This window comes from Gammaproteobacteria bacterium (assembly GCA_036383255.1).
Classification (GTDB): Bacteria; Pseudomonadota; Gammaproteobacteria; order Natronospirales; family REEB76; genus DASUBN01.
Genome location: DASVOS010000012.1, coordinates 19139 through 40009, shown reverse-complemented (window position 1 = coordinate 40009; position 20871 = coordinate 19139). Strand labels below are relative to the sequence as shown.

The 20871-nt window shown below is 66.6% G+C and carries 16 protein-coding genes; 9 read left to right on the top strand and 7 right to left on the bottom strand.

The window, feature by feature from the left end:
* Positions 1-27 precede the first annotated feature (27 nt).
* Positions 28-759: a YggS family pyridoxal phosphate-dependent enzyme gene (locus tag VF651_07865; protein HEX7965615.1), complete on the bottom strand. Its 732-nt coding sequence runs from the start codon at positions 757-759 to the stop codon at positions 28-30.
* 110 nt (positions 760-869) lie between these two features.
* Here VF651_07865 and VF651_07860 point away from each other — a divergent pair, with 110 nt between their 5' ends.
* The 4 genes from VF651_07860 to VF651_07845 all read left to right on the top strand — a co-directional run bounded on the left by VF651_07860 (position 870) and on the right by VF651_07845 (position 6569).
* Entirely contained in the window at positions 870-1913 is a 1044-nt protein-coding gene (locus VF651_07860) for a type IV pilus twitching motility protein PilT (protein ID HEX7965614.1), read from the top strand.
* Positions 1914-1947: 34 nt separating this feature from the next.
* Entirely contained in the window at positions 1948-3105 is a 1158-nt protein-coding gene (locus VF651_07855) for a PilT/PilU family type 4a pilus ATPase (protein HEX7965613.1), read from the top strand.
* A 176-nt stretch (positions 3106-3281) separates the two neighbouring features.
* Positions 3282-4337: a PilT/PilU family type 4a pilus ATPase gene (locus VF651_07850; protein HEX7965612.1), complete on the top strand. Its 1056-nt coding sequence runs from the start codon at positions 3282-3284 to the stop codon at positions 4335-4337.
* A 177-nt stretch (positions 4338-4514) separates the two neighbouring features.
* Positions 4515-6569 carry a S9 family peptidase gene (locus VF651_07845; protein HEX7965611.1) on the top strand — a complete coding sequence of 685 codons (2055 nt, stop codon included), beginning with the start codon at positions 4515-4517 and terminating at the stop codon, positions 6567-6569.
* A gap of 66 nt (positions 6570-6635) precedes the next feature.
* Here VF651_07845 and VF651_07840 read toward each other — a convergent pair whose 3' ends face one another.
* The 6 genes from VF651_07840 to gshB all read right to left on the bottom strand — a co-directional run bounded on the left by VF651_07840 (position 6636) and on the right by gshB (position 11513).
* Entirely contained in the window at positions 6636-7520 is an 885-nt protein-coding gene (locus VF651_07840; GenBank protein ID HEX7965610.1) for a dihydroorotate dehydrogenase electron transfer subunit, read from the bottom strand.
* Positions 7521-7528: 8 nt separating this feature from the next.
* On the bottom strand, positions 7529-8470 hold the full coding sequence (locus tag VF651_07835; GenBank protein HEX7965609.1) for an aspartate carbamoyltransferase catalytic subunit: 942 nt from the start codon (positions 8468-8470) through the stop codon (positions 7529-7531).
* Positions 8467-8913 (bottom strand): Holliday junction resolvase RuvX, encoded by a 447-nt coding sequence (ruvX, locus tag VF651_07830; protein ID HEX7965608.1) that lies wholly within the window; start codon positions 8911-8913, stop codon positions 8467-8469. The genes VF651_07835 and ruvX overlap by 4 nt, the downstream gene beginning before the upstream one ends.
* 65 nt (positions 8914-8978) lie before the next feature.
* Entirely contained in the window at positions 8979-9539 is a 561-nt protein-coding gene (locus tag VF651_07825) for a YqgE/AlgH family protein (protein ID HEX7965607.1), read from the bottom strand.
* A 46-nt stretch (positions 9540-9585) separates the two neighbouring features.
* Entirely contained in the window at positions 9586-10542 is a 957-nt protein-coding gene (locus tag VF651_07820) for a TonB family protein (GenBank protein ID HEX7965606.1), read from the bottom strand.
* The gene (gshB, locus tag VF651_07815; protein HEX7965605.1) at positions 10542-11513 is read right to left on the bottom strand and encodes a glutathione synthase; all 972 of its coding nucleotides are present in this window, start codon (positions 11511-11513) and stop codon (positions 10542-10544) included. Before gshB ends, VF651_07820 begins: the two co-directional genes overlap by 1 nt.
* Before the next feature lie 245 nt (positions 11514-11758).
* On the opposite strand from gshB, the gene pilG reads away from it, so the two are divergent.
* From pilG to VF651_07790, 5 genes are all read left to right on the top strand, one after another.
* Complete coding sequence (gene pilG, locus VF651_07810) at positions 11759-12163, top strand: twitching motility response regulator PilG (protein ID HEX7965604.1); 405 nt, start codon at positions 11759-11761, stop codon at positions 12161-12163.
* A 54-nt stretch (positions 12164-12217) separates the two neighbouring features.
* Complete coding sequence (locus VF651_07805) at positions 12218-12583, top strand: response regulator (GenBank protein HEX7965603.1); 366 nt, start codon at positions 12218-12220, stop codon at positions 12581-12583.
* 3 nt (positions 12584-12586) lie between these two features.
* Entirely contained in the window at positions 12587-13141 is a 555-nt protein-coding gene (locus VF651_07800; protein ID HEX7965602.1) for a chemotaxis protein CheW, read from the top strand.
* Between the two features lie 86 nt (positions 13142-13227).
* Positions 13228-15297 (top strand): methyl-accepting chemotaxis protein, encoded by a 2070-nt coding sequence (locus tag VF651_07795; GenBank protein ID HEX7965601.1) that lies wholly within the window; start codon positions 13228-13230, stop codon positions 15295-15297.
* Between the two features lie 26 nt (positions 15298-15323).
* Entirely contained in the window at positions 15324-20870 is a 5547-nt protein-coding gene (locus tag VF651_07790; protein HEX7965600.1) for an Hpt domain-containing protein, read from the top strand.
* Position 20871 lies beyond the last annotated feature (1 nt).

Below are 20871 nucleotides of genomic sequence, written 5' to 3'. Positions count from 1 at the left end.
CCTCCGATAGGTGACGTAATGATAACGTCAGGCGTGCTTGGGCGGGCGCGCGCCGAAGATCGCTGTTCCTACGCGAACGATCGTGGAACCCTCCATCACCGCCGCTTCCAGGTCCTCGGACATGCCCATGGACAGTGTGTCCAGCGTATGTCCCCGGCGGTTGAGGTCCGCCAGCAGCGTCCGCAGCGCACGATGCGGGACCCGCTGGACCTCCAGGTCCTGCTCCGGCGCCGGGATCGCCATCAGGCCCCGCAGTCTCAGGCGCGGCAGCGCCGCCACCGCGGCGGCGAGCTCCGCCAGGCGCTCCGGGTCCACGCCGCCCTTGCTGGACTCGCCCGACACGTTCACCTGCAGGCAGACCTGCAGCGGCGGCAGCGCCGCCGGCCGCTGCTCTGAGAGCCGCCGCGCGACGCTCTCCCGGTCCAGGGTATGCATCCATTGGTAGTGTTCGGCCACCTCGCGCGACTTGTTGGATTGCAGCGCGCCGATGAAGTGCCAGGCGACGGCACGGCCGGCGAACGCGGCGAGCTTGGGCAGGGATTCCTGCAGGTAGTTCTCGCCGAAGTCGGCCTGGCCGGCCGTCCACGCCGCCTCCAGGGCTGCCACGGGCTGCATCTTGCTCACCGCCAGCAGGCGGATGCCGGCGGGGTCGCGCCCCACACGCATGGCCGCGGCGGCGATGCGCGCGCGCACGGCGACGAGGTTCCGGGCTATGTCGTCCAGGTAGGGCTCCTTAATATCCGTCCGGCGGGCCGGCATGCATATGCACACAAAATGAGTCCGTTATACTCTAGCCCACGTCCCGGAGCCGCCGCCCCGGGGCCCCAGGGGATGGGATCCGCGCCTCACACTGTTTCTAGGGGAGAGACATGCCAGCCGACATCTCGCAACTGCTCGCCTTCGGCGTCAAGAACAAGGCCTCCGACCTGCATCTCTCCGCGGGCGTGCCTCCCATGATCCGTGTCGACGGCGACGTGCGGCGCATCAACATGCCGCCGCTCGAGCACAAGGACGTGCACGACATGGTGTACGACATCATGAACGACAAGCAGCGCAAGGACTACGAGGAGTTCCTCGAGTGCGACTTCTCGTTCGAGATCCCCAACCTCGCGCGCTTCCGCGTCAACGCCTTCAACCAGAACCGCGGCGCCGGCGCCGTGTTCCGCACCATCCCGTCCAAGATCCTCTCGCTCGAGGAGCTGAACGCGCCGAAGATCTTCGAGGAGATCGCCGACAACCCGCGCGGCATCGTGCTGGTGACAGGCCCGACGGGCTCCGGCAAGTCCACCACGCTCGCCGGCATGATCAACTACAAGAACGAGAGCGAGTTCGGCCACATCCTCACCATCGAGGATCCCATCGAGTTCGTGCACGAATCCAAGAAGTGCCTCATCAACCAGCGCGAAGTGCACCGCGATACCCTCGGTTTCAGCGAGGCGCTGCGCTCGGCCCTGCGAGAGGACCCGGACGTGATCCTGGTGGGCGAGATGCGCGACCTTGAGACCATCCGCCTGGCGCTGTCTGGTGCCGAGACCGGCCACCTGGTGTTCGGCACGCTGCACACGAGCTCCGCCGCCAAGACCATTGACCGCATCGTGGACGTGTTCCCGGCGGCCGAGAAGGACATGGTGCGGTCCATGATCTCCGAGTCGTTGCGCGCGGTGATCTCGCAGTCGTTGCTGAAGAAGATCGGCGGCGGCCGTGCCGCGGCCCACGAGATCATGATCGGCACCGGCGCCATCCGCAACCTCATCCGCGAGAACAAGATCGCGCAGATGTATTCGGCGATCCAGACCGGCCAGCAGCACGGCATGCAGACGCTCGACCAGTGCCTGCAGGACCTGGTGCGCAAGGGCATCGTCACCAAGGAAGAGGCGCGCAACAAGGCGACCCAGAAAGAACTCTTCACCTGAGCGTGTCCCGTCAGGGGGAGGCGCGGAGCTCGAGATGGAAAGAGACCAAGCGATAAAGTTCATGCAGGACCTGCTGCGCGCGATGATCCAGCGCAAGGGGTCCGACCTGTTCATCACCTCCGGCTTCCCGCCGGCCATGAAGGTGGACGGACAGATCACGCCGATCACGGACAAGCCGCTCACGGCGGACCAGAGCGCCATGCTGGTGCGCGCGATCATGAACGACCGCCAGACCAAGGAGTTCGACGCCAGCAAGGAATGCAACTTCGCGATCAACCCGCCGGGTATCGGCCGCTTCCGCGTCAACGCCTTCGTGCAGCAGGGCCGCGCCGGCGCGGTGCTGCGCACCATCACCACCGAGATCCCGGACTTCGACAAGATGGGCCTGCCGCCCGTCCTGAAGGAAGTGGTGATGTCCAAGCGCGGCCTGGTGATCATGGTGGGCGGCACGGGCTCCGGCAAGTCCACCTCGCTCGCGGCGATGCTGGGCTACCGCAACAAGAACACCAAGGGCCACATCATCACGATCGAGGACCCGATCGAGTACGTGCACCCGCACCTGGGCTGCCTCATCACGCAGCGCGAGGTGGGCGTGGACACGGACTCCTGGGAGATCGCACTCAAGAACACCCTGCGCCAGGCGCCGGACGTGATCCTGATCGGCGAGATCCGCGACCGCGAGACCATGGAGCACGCGGTGCAGTTCGCCGAGACCGGCCATCTCTGCCTCTCCACCCTGCATGCGAACAGCGCCAACCAGGCGCTGGACCGCATCGTGAACCTGTTCCCGGAGGAGCGCCGCCACCAGTTGCTGATGGACCTCTCCCTGAACATCAAGGGCATCATCTCCCAGCGCCTCATCAAGAAGCCGGACGGCAAGGGCCGAGTGGCCGCGCTGGAGATCCTGCTCAACTCGCCGCTGATCTCGGACCTGATTTTCAAGGGCGAGATCGCCCAGATCAAGGAGATCATGTCCAAGTCCACCCAGCTCGGCATGCAGACCTTCGACCAGGCCCTCTTCAACCACTACGAGGAGCGCAACATCAGCTACGAGGAGGCCATCCGCAACGCCGACTCGCAGAACGAGCTGCGCCTCAGGATCAAGCTGGAGAGCAAGCTGGACAAGCCGGCGGTGGACGAGGGCATCGACTCGATGCAGCTGGTCGACCCGGGCAAGGGCCATAAACTCTAAAAGCTACTGCGCTCGGCGGGGCGTTGTTGGGCTTCGGACTCGCAGTCGGTCATGCACACTAAGAGTGCACTCCCTCCTGCTCGCCTCGCCCGCCTAGCCCCGCCTTCGCTCGTGACGCTTTTAGTGAGAGACTTTTTGGGGTTTAGAGAACCAACGAATCACGGAATGGGACCGGAATGAACATCAGCCCCTATCTCAAGCTCATGGTGGAGAAGAAGGCCTCGGACCTGTACTTCACCACCAACGCGCCGGTGAAGATCAAGATCGAGGGCAAGCAGGTGCCCGTGGGCAAGACGCTGCTGACGCCGGAGATGGTCCGCGAGGCCGCCTACGGCATCATGAACGAGAAGCAGCGCAAGTCCTACGAGGTGAAGCACGAGTCCGACTTCGCCATCGCCGAGGAGGGCGTGGGCCGCTTCCGCGTCAACGTGTTCGTGCAGCGCGGCAATGTGGCCATGGTGCTGCGTTACATCCCTTCCGAGGTGCCGAAGTTCGAGAACTTGAACCTGCCGCCGGTGCTGAAGGACCTCATCCTGCACAAGCGCGGCCTGATGCTGATGGTGGGTTCCACCGGCTCCGGCAAGTCCACCACGCTCTCGGCGATGATCAACCACCGCAACGAGAGCCAGGCGGGGCACATCCTCACCATCGAGGACCCCATCGAGTTCAGCCACCCCAACATCCAGTCCATCGTGAACCAGCGCGAGGTGGGCCAGGACACCCTGTCCTACGCCAACGCGCTCAAGAGCTCGCTACGCGAGGCGCCGGACGTGATCCTGATCGGCGAGATCCGCGACCGCGAGACCATGGAGGCGGCGATCGAGCTGGCCGGCACGGGCCACCTCGCCATCTCCACGCTGCACGCGAACAACGCGCATCAGACCATGGACCGCATCATCAACATGTTCCCGCAGGAGCTGCACAAGCAGCTGTTCATGGACCTGTCCCTGAACCTGCGCGCGATCATCAGCCAGCGCCTGGTCATCGGCAAGGACGGCAAGCGCGTGGCGGCGGTGGAGGTGATGCTGAACACCCCGCACATCGCCGACCTCATCCTCAAGGGCCAGGTGGACGAGATCCGCGAGGCGATGGAGGAGAGTCCCGAGGGCGGCATGCAGTCCTTCGACGAGGCGCTGCACCGGCTCTACAAGGAAGGGCGCATCGAGCTCGAGGAGGCGCTCAAGAACGCCGACTCGCGCGCCAACCTCGAGGCCAAGATCAATTTTGGGTGAGGCGCGAAGCGCCGAACAGAATGCCAGGATGTCACGCCTGGATTTTCAGCGGAACGTGATGCGAGGCTGAAAGCGGCAGGGCCGCGGGCGTGCGGGCTGAGGCCCTCCGGCGAGATGCGTATCCGGAAAGACATTTTGCGCACCTATTATTACTAGATCATTCCTTGGGGGGGTTCCATGTCACGTCAGCTTTTTCTGAGCCTGGTGCTCAGCGCCTTCGCTTCTTTCGTTTATGCCGATGCGCCCGCGCCGATCCCGGTGCAGACCTTCTTCACCTATGCCAAGGTCTCCGGTGCCAAGATCTCGCCGGATGGCAAATACTTGGCCATGTCTGTCGCCAACGAGAAGACCGGACTCGAGAAGAACGTTCTGCTGGTACTGGGTACAGACGACATGAAACCCAAGGCCAACTTCTGGTTGAAGGGCGAGCAGTCCATCCTCAACTTCTGGTGGGCCAATGACACCCGCGTGTTGGTGGCCACCGCCACCCAGACTGGCAGCCTCGACCGTCCGCAGGCGGATGGCGACTTGTACGCCATCAACGTGGACGGCACCCAGAAGAGACAGTTGATGCCCTACATGCCCAGTACCGAGGGCGGACACATGCACAGCTCGGTCAGCAGCAATGTGTACTACGGCGGCCTGGTTTATTTGTCTCCGGACACGGATCCCAAGCACGTGCTGATCCAGGGGTACGTGGACGAGGGTTCACGCTACGAGCAGAAGCCCAAGGCCTTCCGCCTCGACATCTACACTGGGGAAATCCGCCAGGTGGCAGAGGGTAATGAGGCTCAGGGCCGACTCATGGCGGACAGCGCCGGCAACGTTCGTCTCACCTGGGGCGAGGACCAGAACGGCCACGCAGTAGCCTATTACAGACCCGATTCCGGCGGCGACTGGAAGGACATGAGCAGTCTTTTGTTCCAGGGAGAGGATCCGGCGCAGTCAGAATCCCATCCAGTGTCCTTCGCGAAGGACGGCAAGCATTTCTACTGGCTGGGCCGCAGCAAAGACAGCACATTGAGCCTGTATCTGGTAGATCCGGACACTATGACCCGTCAGCCTGTCTACGAGGATCCGCAATACGACATCACCGATGTTGTCGGCGGATTCTCCACGGGTAGCGAGACACCCAGCATCGTGGCGGTTGACACCATGCCAGGACTGCCGGCCGTACACGTCATCGAGGGCGACGACGTCAAGGTGCAGTACCTGGGTCAGTTATATGATGCCTTCCCGGGCCGGCAGGTGCTCATCACCAGTGGTACTCGCGACCACTCGCGGCTCGTGGTGGCCACGTACAGCGACAAGATCCCCGCGGAGTTTTATCTCTACGACACCAAATCTGGTCAGGTGAGGATGTTGTTCGCGGCCAAGCCCGAGATCGATGCGGACAAGATGGCCACCATGATGCCCATCAACGTCACCGCCCGCGATGGCATGGTGCTGCATGGGTATCTCACGCTGCCATCGGGCGGCGCCGGAAAAGGCCTGCCGCTCATCGTGAATCCCCATGGCGGCCCGCACGGCCCGCGTGACGAATGGGGCTTCAATCCCGAGGTGCAGCTATTCGCGAACCGCGGCTACGCGGTGCTGCAGCTCAACTTCCGCGGCTCCGGCGGCTACGGCCTGCGCTATCAGCAAGCCGGCTACCGGCACTGGTCCAGCACCATGCAGGACGATCTGGCGGACGGCGTAGCCTGGACCGTGAAGCAGGGCTATGCTGACCCGAAACGCGTCTGCATCTACGGCGCCAGCTACGGTGGCTATGCCGCCTTCGAGAACCCGATCCGCTATCCGGACCTCTACAAGTGCGCCGTGGGCTACGTGGGTGCCTATGATCTCACCATCCTCGGCGAGCACGGCGATATCTCGCATTTCGCTGGCGGTACGCACGCCATCGACATCTACCTGGGCGAGGACATGGAGCAGCGCAAACGCGAGTCCCCCGTTTACAATGCCGATAAGCTCAACATCCCGGTGCTCATCGCTTATGGCGGCGCGGATGTGCGTGTGGTGCCGGAGCATGCGGAGAACATGATGGCTGCCATGAAGAAGGCGGGTAAGTCCTACGAGGGGCCCATCTACTACCCCAACGAGGCCCACGGCTTCACCAAGCAGGAACACAACTTCGACCTCTACGAGCAGATGCTGGCATTCTTCGACAAGTACATCGGTCCCGATGCAGGCAAGGCCGGCACACCGGCCACCGCGCCGGCCGGCAAACCCTGAATAACTCCATTGCCGAAATGGAAAAGGCGCCGTCAGGCGCCTTTTCTTTTTAGATGCGGGGAAGGGTTAGACAGGGAATACCGAAGCTCCGTCGAACACCGGCCCGTCCACGCATACGCGTTTCATCGCCGGGCCGTCCGGCGTGCGCACTTCCACCGCGCAGCCGGCGCAGCCGCCCACCGCACAGGCCATGAACTCCTCCAGCGACACCTGGCTCGGCAGCTTGAACTCCTGCGCCAGGGCCGCGGCGGCCTTGAGCATGGGCGTGGGGCCGCAGGCGAAGATTTCCACCTCGGCCAGCGCCTTCGCGTCCAGGGTCTTGAGCCAGGCACGGGCCAGGTCGGTGATGAAGCCGTCGAAGCAACCGGCGTAACCCTGCTTGCTGGCGAGGCGGCTGGGGAAACCCCAGTCTTCCATCAGCGGCATGCAGCCGATCACGCCCTCGGGCATGCCGGGCACCAGGATGGTGGAGGGGCGGCTGGTGAAGGGGAAGGGCACTTCCGAGCCCATCAGCACTAGCGGGTTCCAATGGGCGCGCTTGTCGGTACGCATGGCGTCGGCGATGAACACCATGGGCGGGATGCCCACGCCGCCGCCCAGCAGCAGCGGGCGCGGCTTCTCAGGATGCAATACGAACGGCTTTCCGATGGGGCCCAGACAGCTCAACTTCTCGCCGGGGCGGCGCGCCGCCAAGAGCCGGCTGCCTTCCCCCACCACCTTGTATAGGCACTCCACCCAGCCGTCCTGGGGCGAGACCCGCATGATGGACATGGGCCGGCGCATGGGCAGCGCCGCGTCGCAGGAGAGGTGCACGAAGCTGCCGGGCAGCGCCCGGGCGGCGCACTGGGGTGCCTTGAGGCGCAGCACGTGCTGGGCGCCGGCGAAGTGCTCGTGCGCAAGGATCTCGGCATCCTCCACGAAGATGCTGCCGCGGTGTTCGGGGTGTTTCATCTCGGCCTTCAGGTGTAGAAGCCTTGCAGCACCGCCATGCGGATGGCGACGCCGTTGGTGACCTGCTCGCGGATCACCGACTGCGGGCCGTCCGCCACTTCCGGCGCGATCTCGATGCCGCGGTTCATGGGACCGGGGTGCATCACGATGGCGCCGGGTTTGGCGAGCTTGAGGCGCTTGGCATCTAGGCCGTAGCGCTTGAAGTAGACGGCGGCGCTCGGTACGGCGGCTTTCTGCATGCGCTCCTTCTGGATGCGCAGCATCATCACCACGTCGGCGCCGGCGATGGCCTTGTCCGCGTCGGTGAAGAGCTCGGCTTTCAATTCGCCCTTCTTGGGCAGCAGCGACTTGGGACCGGCCAGGCGTATGTCGCGGGTGCCGAGCGTGAGCAGGCCGCGCACGGTGGAGCGCGCCACGCGCGAGTGCTTGATGTCGCCGACGAGGGCGATGCTCAGGTTGGCGACGTCCTTCTTGTGGCGGCGGATGGTGAACACGTCCAGGAGGCCCTGGGTCGGGTGGGAGACGTGCGCCTCGCCGGCATTCAGCACGTGCACGTGCGGCGCAGCGTGCTGGGCCAGCAGCGCCGGCACCCCCTCATCCTTGTGGCGCACCACGAACACGTCCACGTTCATGGCCTCGAGGGTATAGAGCGTGTCCGCCAGCGACTCGCCCTTCACGGCGGAAGAGGCGGCGATGTCCAGGTTGATCACGTCGGCGCCCAGGCGCCGCGCCGCCAGCTCGAAAGAGGCACGGGTGCGGGTGCTGGGCTCGAAGAACAGGTTGGCGACGGTGCGGCCGGCGAGCCAGGTGTGGCGGCGCGGGGCCTCGCCCGGCGCGACGCGGAAGGTCTCGGCGCGGTCGAGCAGCGCCGTGAGCGTCTGACGGCCGACGCCCTCGAGGGTGAGGAGGTGCCGCAAGCGGCCCCGGGCGTCGAACTGTATGTCGCTCATGGACTGTCCCGGCCCCTCGTGGAGTTGAACCAGCTCTCGAGGATCACGCAGGCGGCGGCGCCGTCGATGTCCTCGCGAGTCACGCGACGCCGTCCCTGCTGGCGCCGTTCCTTCAGCTGTGCCTCCGCCTCGCGGGACGAAAGTCGCTCGTCCACGGTGTGCACCGGCAGCGGGAAGCGTTGTGCGAGCCCCTCGGCGAAGCGGCGCGCATGCGCCGTCATCTCCTGCTCGCTGAGGTCCATATTATAGGGCAGACCCACCACCAGGGCCGCGGGCCGCCATTCCGCCACCAGCCGGCCGATGGCCTCCCAGTCCGGTTCGCCGGCCCGGGGCGTCACCACGCCGAGGGGTGAGGCGCTGCCGGTCAGGGTCTGGCCCACGGCCACGCCGATGCGCCTCAGTCCGAAATCGAAGCCGAGGAAGGTCTGGGGAGGTTGGGTCATAAGAGCTATTGCAGCACAGAGGCGTGCTGCGCGCGAGCCGAACCGAGACGAGTCCGATCCCTTAGCTACGCATGGCCCGCGTCGCCCGAGAGCAACGCGAGATCCACCCCGAGCAGGCGCGCGGCCGCCTGCCATCGCAGTTCCACCGGGGTGTCGAAGATGATGCGGCTGTCGGCGGGGACCGAGAGCCAGGAGTTGCCCTTGATCTCCTCCTCGAGCTGGCCGGCGGTCCAGCCGGCATAGCCGAGCGCCACCATGCAGCGGCGCGGGCCGCCGCCGGCGGCGAGCGCCTCCAGCACGTCGCGCGAGGTGGTGACGCCGATGCTGTCGGTGACCTTGAGCGTCGCCTCCCAGTCGCCGTGGGGCTCGTGGATCACGAAGCCGCGCTCCGTCTGCACCGGGCCGCCGAGGTACACCGGGCTCGCCGCCGTGTCCGGGTCGTCGGTCTTAAGCGCGAGCTGCTTGAGCACGTCGTCCAGCACCACGTTCATGGGCCGGTTGATGATGATGCCGAGCGCGCCCTGCGCGCTGTGCTCGCAGATGAAAGTCACGCTCTCGCGGAAGTTCGGGTCTTCCATCGAGGGCATGGCCACCAGGAACTGATTGGTGAGGAAGTCTTGGGACATGGAACAAGTATCCGCGTCCCCTTCGGACCGTACAAGCGGGTATGACTTAATACCCGGAAGCCGCTGATTTTATTGAACTGTGACGGGCATCAAGCTTCCCGCCGTTGAAGCGCCACACGTACACGAAACGCAGCACCGCGGTGTCGCGGCGGATGGCGGCGGGGAAGGGCGCGAAGGGCGCCGCCAGCCTGACGATGCGCTGGGCCGAGTTGTCCAGCAGCGCCTGGCCCGAGGGTTGGTTCAGGTTGAGCTCCCGGATGCTGCCGTCGGCGTTCAGCGACACCTCCAGCGCCAGCGAGCCCGAGAGGTGACGGCTGCGGATCTCCGCCGGGAAGTTCAGGTTGCCGATGCGCTCCACCTTGCGGCGCCAGGCGTCGAGGTATGGAGCGAAGCGCGACTCGCGCGCGTTCACGGAGACGAACGCCACCCGCGGGTTGGGGTCGGTGGCCTGGGGCAGCTCCAGCCCGTCGTCGTTCGGCATCAGTGCGTCGTCGCCCGGCGTCAGCAGCCGCGCCACCAGGATGCGTGGCTCCAGGCTCATGGGCGCGGCGGCGGCCTTCGCGTTGGCGCTGTTGCCGGTCATGGCGCTGGTGGTGACGGCGGCATCGCGCTCCGAATCGTGGCTGCGGTCCTGGCCCTGCTTGCGGCTGGCGGTGCGCGTCGCGCCTGGATTGTCGGTGAGGTCCGGCGCCTCTGCGCGGCCGGCGTTGTTCAGCGCCGCCGGCATGGAGAGCGGGCTCTCCGGGCGCACCTGCTCGGTGGTGTTGCCCTCGCCGCGCTGGTTCGCCTGGGCCAGGTACTGGGCCTTGTCCGGGGGCGCCACGCTGCGGGTCTGCACCATGGTGACCTCGAGGGTCGGGCTGCCGCTCGGCCTGTCCGGCCGGAAGGTGATGCCGAGGATGAGGATGCCGTGCAGCAGCGCGGCGAAGAACAACGTGGTCACCAGCCGGTCGCGGGCCGTGACCGCCGGCGAGTCGAGCCGCGGGTTCGGCATCGCGGCCATCAGGCGCGCGCCGCGTGCTTGCGAGCCAGCACGTCCATGAAGCCGCCGGCGATGTCGAGCTTGTAGAGCTTGTCCAGTTCGCGCACGCAGGTGGGGCTCGTCACGTTGATCTCCGTGAGCCAGTCGCCGATGACATCGAGGCCCACGAACAGGAGGCCCTTCTCCCGCAGCGTCGGGCCCACCTGGGAGACGATCCAGCGGTCGCGTTCCGTGAGCGCCACGCCCACGCCCTTGCCGCCGGCGGCGAGGTTGCCGCGGGACTCGCCCGGCGCCGGCACCCGCGCCAAGGCATAGGGCACCGGCTCGCCGTCGATGACCAGGATGCGCTTGTCGCCGGCCTTGATCTCGGGGAGATACAGCTGCGCCATGGCGAGGCGCGTGCCGTAGTGCGTCAGGGTCTCCAGCACCACCGAGAGGTTGGCATCGCCCGCCTCGAGCACGAAGACCTGGCTGCCGCCCATGCCGTCCAGGGGTTTCACCACCACCTTGCGGTGTTCAGTGACGAAGGCGCGGATGCGCGCCATGTCGCGGCTCATGAGCGTGGGCGGGCAGCACTGGGGGAACCAGGCGGTGTAACCCTTCTCGTTGGCGTCACGCAGTGACTGGGGCTTGTTCACCACCCGCACTCCCGCGAACTCGGCCCGTTCCAGGATGTAGGTGGTGTAGATGTATTCGATGTCGAAGGGCGGATCCTTGCGCATCAGGACGAGGTCCATGGCCCCGGCCAGCGGTCCATCGTGTTCAGGACCGAACGTATGCCAGTCCTCAGGGTCATCTTTGACGGTGAGCTCCCGGTACCGGGCCCGGGCCTCCCCTTGGGCTAGATAGACGTCCTGCTGCTCCATGTAGAGCAGCTTCCAGCCCCGCTTCTGGGCTGCCAGCAGCATGGCCAGGGTGGTGTCCTTGGCGGGCTTGATGGCCCCGATGGGGTCCATCACGACGCCGAGGCTCAGGGGGTGGGTCTTTGCCATCGCGGGCGGCTCTTTTCGGGGTGGCGGCCTTCAAGGCCGCGGGGTGGTGAAATTTATTGCATTCAAGGGATTAAGTAAGGATATTATGCTTAAATCCCAAGTAAGGCAGCCAGTCGGGGCAGAACCGGGCCCCACCCCCATTCCCGAGCGTCCAAGGGCTGCAGGGCGCATCGTTTGGGCATAATATGTCAAGGCTGCTGCCCCGCGACTGCGCGGCGGCCGGGGGTTTATGCGCGGAGGTGACGGTGGCTAGTGAGAACACGGAGGGCGGTCTGCAGGGCCTCAAGGTCCTGGTGATCGACGACAGCAAGACCATCCGCAAGACGGCGGAGACGCTCCTCTCCAAGGAAGGCTGCGAGGTGGTGACCGCCGTGGACGGCTTCGAGGCGCTCTCCAAGATCGCCGACCACAAGCCCGACATCATCTTCGTGGACATCATGATGCCGCGCCTCGACGGCTACCAGACCTGCGCCCTCATCAAGCACAACAACAACTTCAAGGCGACCCCGGTGATCATGCTGTCCAGCAAGGACGGCCTGTTCGACCGCGCGCGCGGCCGCATCGTCGGCTCAGAGCAGTACCTGACCAAGCCTTTCACGAAGGACGAACTGGTGGGCGCCATCCACCGCCACGTGCGGAAGAGCGCCTGATTTCCATGCGTCCGGCGGGTCCGGGCGCAGCGCAACTAGAGAGGAAGAGTAGTCATGTCCACCGTGCTCATCATCGACGATTCGCCGACCGAGGTGCATGTCCTCAAGACCTGGCTGGAGAAGAACGGCTTCAGCACCATCACCGCCGAGAGCGGCGAGGAAGGCATCGACAAGGCCAAGGCCGAGAAGCCCGACGCCATCATCATGGACGTGGTGATGCCCGGCATGAGCGGCTTCCAGGCGACGCGCCAGCTCTCCAAGGATCCGGACACCTCCCGCATCCCGGTGGTCATGGTCACCACCAAGGACCAGGAGACGGACAAGATCTGGGGCATGCGCCAGGGCGCGGTCGCGTACCTGCCCAAGCCCGTCACCGAGAAGCAGCTCGTGGACAAGATCAAGGAAGTGATCGCGGGATAACCCATGGCGAGCGCACTCCTCGAACTCCGCGAACGACCCTTCGAGCTCCTGCAGGAGCTGGAGCGTCGCAGCCGCATCGCGGCCTCGGGCCGCGGCCAGGAGGCCGGCCACGAGGAGGAATGGGTGGGCGTCGGCTTCCGGGTGGGCAAGACCCGCCTGGTGGCGGCGCGGCAGGAGGTGCGTGAAGTACTGGTGTGGCCCGGCGTCACGCCGCTGCCGGGCGCCAAGCCCTGGATGCTGGGCCTCGCCAACGTGCGCGGCCAGTTGCTGCCGGTGACGGACCTCTCCGCGTTCTTCGGCGGCGAGCCCATCACGCTCAGCCGCACCTCGCGGGTGCTGATGGTGAACCACGGCGACATCCCCGCCGGCCTGCTGGTGGACGAGGTACGCGGCTTCCGCCGCTTCATCGCCTCGGAGAAGGCCGAGGTGATGCCGGAGACGCTGCCCGGCATGACGCCGTTCCTGGCGGGCGCCTACGGCAACGAGGACGACGTGTGGGGGATCCTGGGACTGCACGGCTTGGTGGAGAGCGCCGTGTTCATGCAGGCCTCGCGCTGATGGGGGAGGGCACGCGGCGTGAGCCGCCCGCGCTGCCGCTTGGGAGAGACGAGAAAGGCTCACATAAATAGCTAGGGTGAACTGACATGGCCGACAACGAGAAGCGATCCAATACACCGCTGTACCTGCTGCTGTTCCTGGCAGCCATCATGGTGGCCGCGGCGGTATACGACTTCGTGGTCGTGGCGCGCGACTCCACCCGCGACACCCAGTTCCTGAGACTCTCGGCGCAGCAGTCGCTGATCTCACAGAGCGTGGTGCGTTCGGCGGACGAAGCGGTCGCCGGCAACCAGGACGCGTTCACGCAGCTCTCCAACGGGCGTGACCAGTTCGACAACACCATCACCCTCATGGGCAACGGCGACCCCCAGACCCTGATGCCCGCCGCTACCGGCGAAGTGCTCTCCGAGCTTTCCGTGCTGCAGAACCAGTGGGGCCAGGTGCGGGCCGCGCTGCAGGTGATCCTCTCGGCCAAGGACCAGCTCACCAACGCCAACCAGGCCGCCAACGGCATCCGCCAGACCATGCCGGACCTGCTCGCCGCCTGGGACAAGTTCTCCGACGAGGCCAAGAACCGCAAGGCTTCGGCCGCGCTGATCTACTACGCCACCAAGCGCAGCTACTACGGCCAGGTGATCCTGCGCGACGTGAACCTGCTCACCACCGGCGGCAACCACGGCGACGTCTCCGGCATCCCGCAGGAGCTGAGCGACGCGGTGCAGAACCTCAACCGCATCAACCAGGCCATCTTCGAGGGCAGCCCCTCGCTCGGCCTCACCGCGGTGAACGACGCGGGCCTCCTGCCGCTGCAGACCCAGACCAACGTCCGCTTCCGCGCGGTCAACGACAACCTCAACACCCTGATGCCGCTGGTCGAGCTGCTCATCAACGTGCAGAAGGCCAACGCCACCATCCACGACATCAGCGACCAGCTGCTCAACAACGCCCAGGCCATCAACACCAGCTACGTGCGCGACGTGAACCGCCGCCTCACGCGGCCCTCGGTGGGCTACGGCCTCGGCCTCGTCGGCATCCTGCTGCTGGTGGGCATCCTCTACCTGTACGTGCTGGGCGGCGACGCCCGCCGCGCGGCGCAGATGCAGCTCGAGACCAACGAACGAAACCAGCAGGCGATTCTGCGGCTCCTGGACGAACTCGGCTCGCTGGCAGACGGCGACCTCACCGTGCAGGTGACCGTGACCGAGGACATCACGGGCGCGATCGCGGACTCGATCAACTACGCCCTCGAGGCCCTGCGCGGCCTGGTGGCCACCATCAACGACACCGCGGTGCAGGTGGACGCCGCCGCCCGCCAGACGCAGGCGACCACGACGCACCTCGCCGAGGCGTCCGTGAACCAGTCCAAGCAGATCAACACGGCATCCCAGTCGATCACCGAGATGGCGAAGTCCATTGAGCAGGTGTCCGCTAACGCCGAACGCTCGGCGAAGGTGGCCGCGCAGTCGGTGGAGATCGCGCACAAGGGCGGCCAGGCGGTGCGCCGCACCATCGACGGCATGAACTCGATCCGTGAAACGATTCAAGAGACCTCTAAGCGAATCAAGCGGCTGGGCGAATCCTCCCAGGAGATCGGCGACATCGTGGAACTCATCAACGACATCGCCGAACAGACGAACATCCTGGCACTCAACGCCGCGATCCAGGCGTCCATGGCCGGCGAAGCGGGCCGCGGTTTCGCGGTGGTGGCGGACGAAGTGCAACGCCTCGCAGAACGCTCCGCCAACGCGACGCGGCAGATCGAAGCGCTGGTGAAGACCATTCAGACCGACACCAACGAAGCGGTGATCTCGATGGAACAGTCGACTGCGGGCGTGGTGGGCGGAGCCCAGCTGGCCGAGAACGCAGGTTCGGCACTGGACGAGATCGAGAAGGTGGCCAACCACATCGCGACGCTGGTGCAGAGCATCTCCAACGCGGCGCGCCAGCAGGCGCAGACCGCCGGCGAGGTGTCCCGCACCATGAACGTGATTAGAGAGATCACCGCGCAGACCACCGAAGGCACCAACGCCACGGCGGTCAGCGTAGGCAAGCTCGCGGCCCTCGCGACCGAGATGAGAAAGTCGGTCGCCGGCTTCAAGCTGCCCAGCAACCGCAGCCAGGAGACCCTGGTGATGCGGCCCGAGCAGATGGCCTGAGATGACGGCGGAGACGTGACGCGCACATGAGCCAGGTCGCTTCAGACTCGCTGCTGTGGATCAAGAACGAGCTTGATCACACGCTCGTGCGCGCGCGTCAGGCCCTCGAGACCTACGTCGAGAAGGCCGACGACAAGGAATCCCTGACCCAGTGCCTCGAGCTCCTGCACCAGGTGCAGGGCACGCTGCGCATCGTCGAGGTGTACGGCGCGGCGATGCTGGCCGAGGAGATGGAGTCGGTGGTGCGCGGCTTCGAGACCGGCGAGGTGGCGCGCAACGACGCCGCCTTCGAGGTGCTCATGCGCGCCATGCTGCAGCTCCCGGACTACCTGGAGCGCGTCATCGGCGGCCGGCGCGACATGCCGCTGGCGCTGCTCTCGCTGCTCAACGACCTGCGCACCGTGCGCGGCCAGCCGCTGCTCTCGGAGAGCGCGCTGTTCGCCTACAACCTCGCCGGCCGCAGCACCGCCACCATGGCGCCGCAGGCGGCGCCCGCCAAGGCGGTGGACATCAAGAGCCTCGCCGGCAAGGTGCGGCCGAAGTTCCAGGCTGCGCTGCTCGGCTGGTACAAGGGTGACGACGCGGCCAAGCACCTCGCGGTGCTGGCCGACTGCGCCGAGAAGCTGGAGCAGGCCGCCACCACCCCGGCGGTGTTCGAGCTGTGGTGGATCGTCGGCGGCATCATCGAGGGCCTGCAGGAGGGCGGCATCCAGGCGGACGTGAGCCTGAAGCAGCTGCTCGGCCAGGTGGACCGCCAGATGAAGCGGCTCATGGAGCAAGGCGAGAGCCAGGCGGCCGAGGACCCGGTCCAGGACCTGGTCAACAACCTGCTCTACTACATCGGCCGCGCCGACACCGCCGGCAAGCGCATCCTCTCGATCAAGGAGTCCTTCAAGCTCGGCGAGCTGCTGCCGCAGGAATCCGAGGTGCAGGAGGCGCGCGACAGCCTGTCCGGGCCGAACGTGAACCTCATGCGCACGGTGTCCGGGGCCATCCGCGAGGACATCGGCCGCATCAAGGACACCCTCGACATCTTCGTGCGCATGGGCAAGTCGGACACCGCCGAGCTTAGCCCCCTGGACGAACTCATCAAGAAGGTGGGGGACACCCTCACGGTGCTGGGCTTGCCGGCCCTGAACCAGGAACTGGATGCCCAGCGCGGCAACCTCAAGAAGATCCTCGTCGAGAAGAAGGCGCCGGACGAGACGGCGCTCATGGACATCGCGAGCGGCATCGTCAAGGTCGAGAGCGGCCTGGACGAGGCCATGTCCGACCTCGTCACGCCGGACGGCAGCGGCAAGAGCACCAGCCCCAGCGCCGCCTCCTCCCAGGCGGAGATGCGCGAGGTGCAGGCCGCGGTCATCCGCGAATCCATCATCAACATGGCGCGCGTCAAGGAAGCCATCGTCGAGTTCGTGAACGACCCGGCGCGGCGCGACATGCTCAAGCCCCTGCCGGGCCACATCCGCGAGATCCAGGCCAGTTTCCGCTTCCTGGAGATGCCGCGGGTGGTGAGCCTGCTGGCCAGCCTGCGCCAGTACATCCTGAAGAAGCTGCTCGTCACCAAGGGCGCGCCGCCGCACAACGAGCTGGACCGCATGGCGGACGCCATCGTCAGCATGGAGTTCTACCTGGAGACGGTGCAGCAGGGGCGCGGCAACCCGCTCTCCATGCTGGACAACGCCGAGGCCTGCGTCTCGGCGCTCGGCTTCCCGGCCGACCAGGAGTACCCGGAGGACGAGGACATCGACATGACCGGTGTCGAGTCCGAGCCCGGCGAGACCATCACCATGGAGTCGGGCGCCATGGTCGAGGAGATCTCGCTCGAGACCCCGAGCGACGAGCCGACCCAGATCAAGGAAGTCCCGACCATCATGGTCTCGGAGCAGGACGCGCCGAAGGTCATGCCCGCCAAGCCCGCCGCCGCGAAGCCCGCGGCCAAGCCGGCGGCGCCTGCCATGCCGGCCGTGCCGGTGCTGGCGCAGGACGTGGATCCCGAGATCGTGGAGATCTTCCTGGAGGAAGCCCAGGAGGAGATGAACTCGCTACGCGAGACCTTCCCGCGCTGGCGCAGCAACCCGGGTGACCGGGAGGCCCTGACCACGCTGCGCCGTTCGTTCCATACGTTGAAAGGCAGCGGTCGCATGGTGGGCGCGCGCCTCATCGGCGAGTTCGCCTGGTCCTACGAGAACATGCTGAACCGCGTCATCGACCAGACGGTGCACCCGAGCGATGACATGTTCGCGCTCATCGACATGGGCATCGCCGCCCTGCCCGAGCTCGTCGAGCAGCTCGAGGTCGGCAGCGCACCCAAGGTGGACGTGGCGCCGATGATGGACGCCGCCGCCGCCTTCAGCCGCGGCGAACAGCCGCCGCTGCCGGGTAGCGCCGCCGCCGCGGCTGCGCCCCCCGAGGAGCCGACCATGATCCGCCCCGCCGGCGTGGGCCTGCCGGGGATGGAAGAGCCGACGGTCATCATGCCACGGGTCGAGGTGCTGCCGCCGGCGGTCGCCATGGACCCGGTGCTGTACGACATCTTCAAGCGCGAGGCCGAGAACCATCTCCTGGCCCTCGACGCGTTCCGCAACCAGATCCTCACCGACCGCAGCATCGGCGAGGACGTGGTGCGCGCCCTGCACACGCTGCACGGCAGCGCGGCGCTGGCCGGCGCGGCCAACATGGCCATGCTCATCGAGCCCATGCACCGCTACGTGGCGCACCTGCGCGAGCAGGACCTGATGCTGCCCTCCGAGCACGTCACGCTGGTGAAGGACGTGATCGCCTCCATGCGCGCCATGCTGGGCGCGCTGGGCAACGGCGAGGTGATCCCGCCGCCGAAGGGCCTGATGGAGCGGCTGAAGCACCTCAGGCCGGAGGGCACCACCACGCTCACCGGCATCGAGACCGGGATCATCACCGGCACCGAGGGCATCGCCGAGGAACTGGCGGGCGAGGACATCGTCATGTCCGGCCCGGCCGACGTGGCTGAAGAGAGCCCGGCGATGCCGACCCCGCCCAAGCAGAAGGGCGGCAAGAAGGGGACGACGGACACGTCTGCCCGCGCCGCCGGGGCGCCCAAGCCCGCGGCGCCGCCCAAGTTCGTGCAGCTCTCGGACCTCAAGGATTTCGATCCGGACCTCGCGGCCATCTTCTTCGAGGAGGCCAATGAGCTCCTGGAGTCCACCGACGCGAGCCTGCACCACTGGTCCCAGAACAAGACCGATGCCGACGTGGTCACCCAGCTGCAGCGCAACCTGCACACCCTCAAGGGCGGCGCGCGCATGGCGGGCCTCTCTCCCATGGGCGACCTCTCCCATGAGATGGAGACGGTGCTGACGGACGTGGTGGACGGCCGCATCGCCGCCTCCAGCGAGCTCTTCATCCTGCTCAACCGTTCCGTGGACCGCCTGCACCGCATGATGGAGCAGGCCTACGCGAACCAGCCCATCTTCGACGCCGGCGACCTGGTGCTGGACCTCAAGCGCGTGCACGGCCACACCGTGGACCAGGAGCTGGAGCCGGAGGCTCCGGAGGAGCGCTTCGAGTCGGTCACCATCAGGCCGCCGCCGCCGATCATCGACCACACCGAAGAGGCACCTGCGGCCGAGCCGGCCGCCCGGGCCGCCGCGCCCGAGGCCGCTCCCGAGGAGGACGGGCTTCCGGACACGGAAGCCGCCGCCGAAGCCGCCATGGGCGGCGAGGCCGAGCGCCGCACCGGTTCGCGCATCCAGTACGAGCTGGTGCGCGTGCGCGCGGATCTGCTCGAGAACGCGCTCAACTACGCGGGCGAGGTGGGCATCTACCGCTCGCGCCTGGAGCAGCAGGTCAGCACCATCAACTTCAACCTCGGCGAGCTCGAGCAGACGGTGGTGCGACTGCGCGACCAGCTGCGCAAGATGGAGATCGAGACCGAGACCCAGATTCGTTCCCAGTACGTGCAGGAAGCGGGCGAGAACGCCAACCCCGACTTCGACCCGCTGGAGCTGGACCAGTTCTCCACCATGCAGCAGCTGTCGCGCGCGCTGGCGGAGTCCGTGGGCGACCTCGCGAGCATCCAGGCGCTGCTCACCAACCAGGCGCGCGAGACCGAGACGCTGCTGCTGCAGCAGTCGCGCGTCACCACCGAGCTGCAGGACGGACTCATGCGCACGCGCATGGTGCCGTTCTCACGCCACGCCCAGCGCCTGCGCCGCGTGGTGCGCCAGACCGCGGACGAAGAGAAGAAGACCGTGGACCTCAGGTTCATCGGCGCAGAAGGCGAGATGGACCGCCAGGTGCTGGAACGCGTGCTGGCGCCCCTCGAGCACATGCTGCGCAACTCCGTGGTGCACGGCATCGAGGACGGCAAGAGCCGCAAGCAACACAAGAAGCCGGAGTCCGGCACCATCACCATCGCCCTGCACCGCGAGGGTTCGGAAGTGGTGATGGAGGTCATGGACGACGGCGCCGGCCTGAACCTCAAGGCCATCCGCAAGAAGGCCGAGGAACTCGGCATGGCCGCCAAGGACGTGCGCCTCAGCGACCGCGACGTCATGCAGTTCATCCTGGAGCCCGGCTTCTCCACCGCCCAGAAGGTGACCCAGTCCGCCGGCCGCGGCGTGGGCATGGACGTGGTGGCGAGCGAGATCAAGCAGCTCGGCGGCACGCTGCGCATGGATTCGACGGAAGGGCAGGGCGCCAAGTTCACCGTGCGCCTGCCGTTCACCCTCTCCATCACCCAGGCCTTGCTGGTGAAGGTGGCTGATCAGCCCTACGCGGTGCCGCTGCCCTCCATCGAGGCCATCGCGCGCATCCCGCGCATGCAGCTCGAGCAGCTCATGTCCACCGAGGACCCGGTGTACACCTACGGCGGCCGCCAGTACCGGCTGCAGCACCTCTCGGTGCTGCTCGGCATCGGCGCCCCGCAGTTCCCCGAGGAGCTCACCACCATCCCGCTGCTGCTGGTGCGCAGCGGCGACGCCAGCATCGCGCTCATCACCGAAGGCATGCAGGGTAGCCGCGAGGTCGTCGTGAAGTCCGTCGGTCCGCAGGTGGGCAGCATCCGCGGCCTGTCCGGCGCCACCATCCTGGGCGACGGCAGCATCCTCCTGATCCTGGACGTCTCTTCCCTGGCGCGCAGCGTGGCGCAGCCGGAAGCCGAACAGATCGTGGTGGAGGAACGCGAGGCCCCGCAGGAGGACCGCCGTGTCCTCGCCATGGTGGTGGACGACTCCATCACCGTGCGCCGCGTGACCCAGCGCCTCCTGGAGCGCTACAACATGCGCGTCATCACCGCGAAGGACGGCGTGGATGCCCTGGCGACGTTGCAGGAGACCGTCCCGGACGTCATGCTGCTGGACATCGAGATGCCGCGCATGGACGGCTACGAACTGGCGACCCACATGCGCAACGACGAGCGCTTCAAGGCCATCCCGATCATCATGATCACCTCGCGCACCGGCGAGAAGCACCGCAACCGCGCCATGGAGATCGGCGTGAACCGCTACCTGGGCAAGCCCTACCAGGAAGCCGAGCTCCTCGAGAACATCCAGGAGCTGGTGGGCAGCTTCAACCCGCAGCGCACCAGCTGGTGAT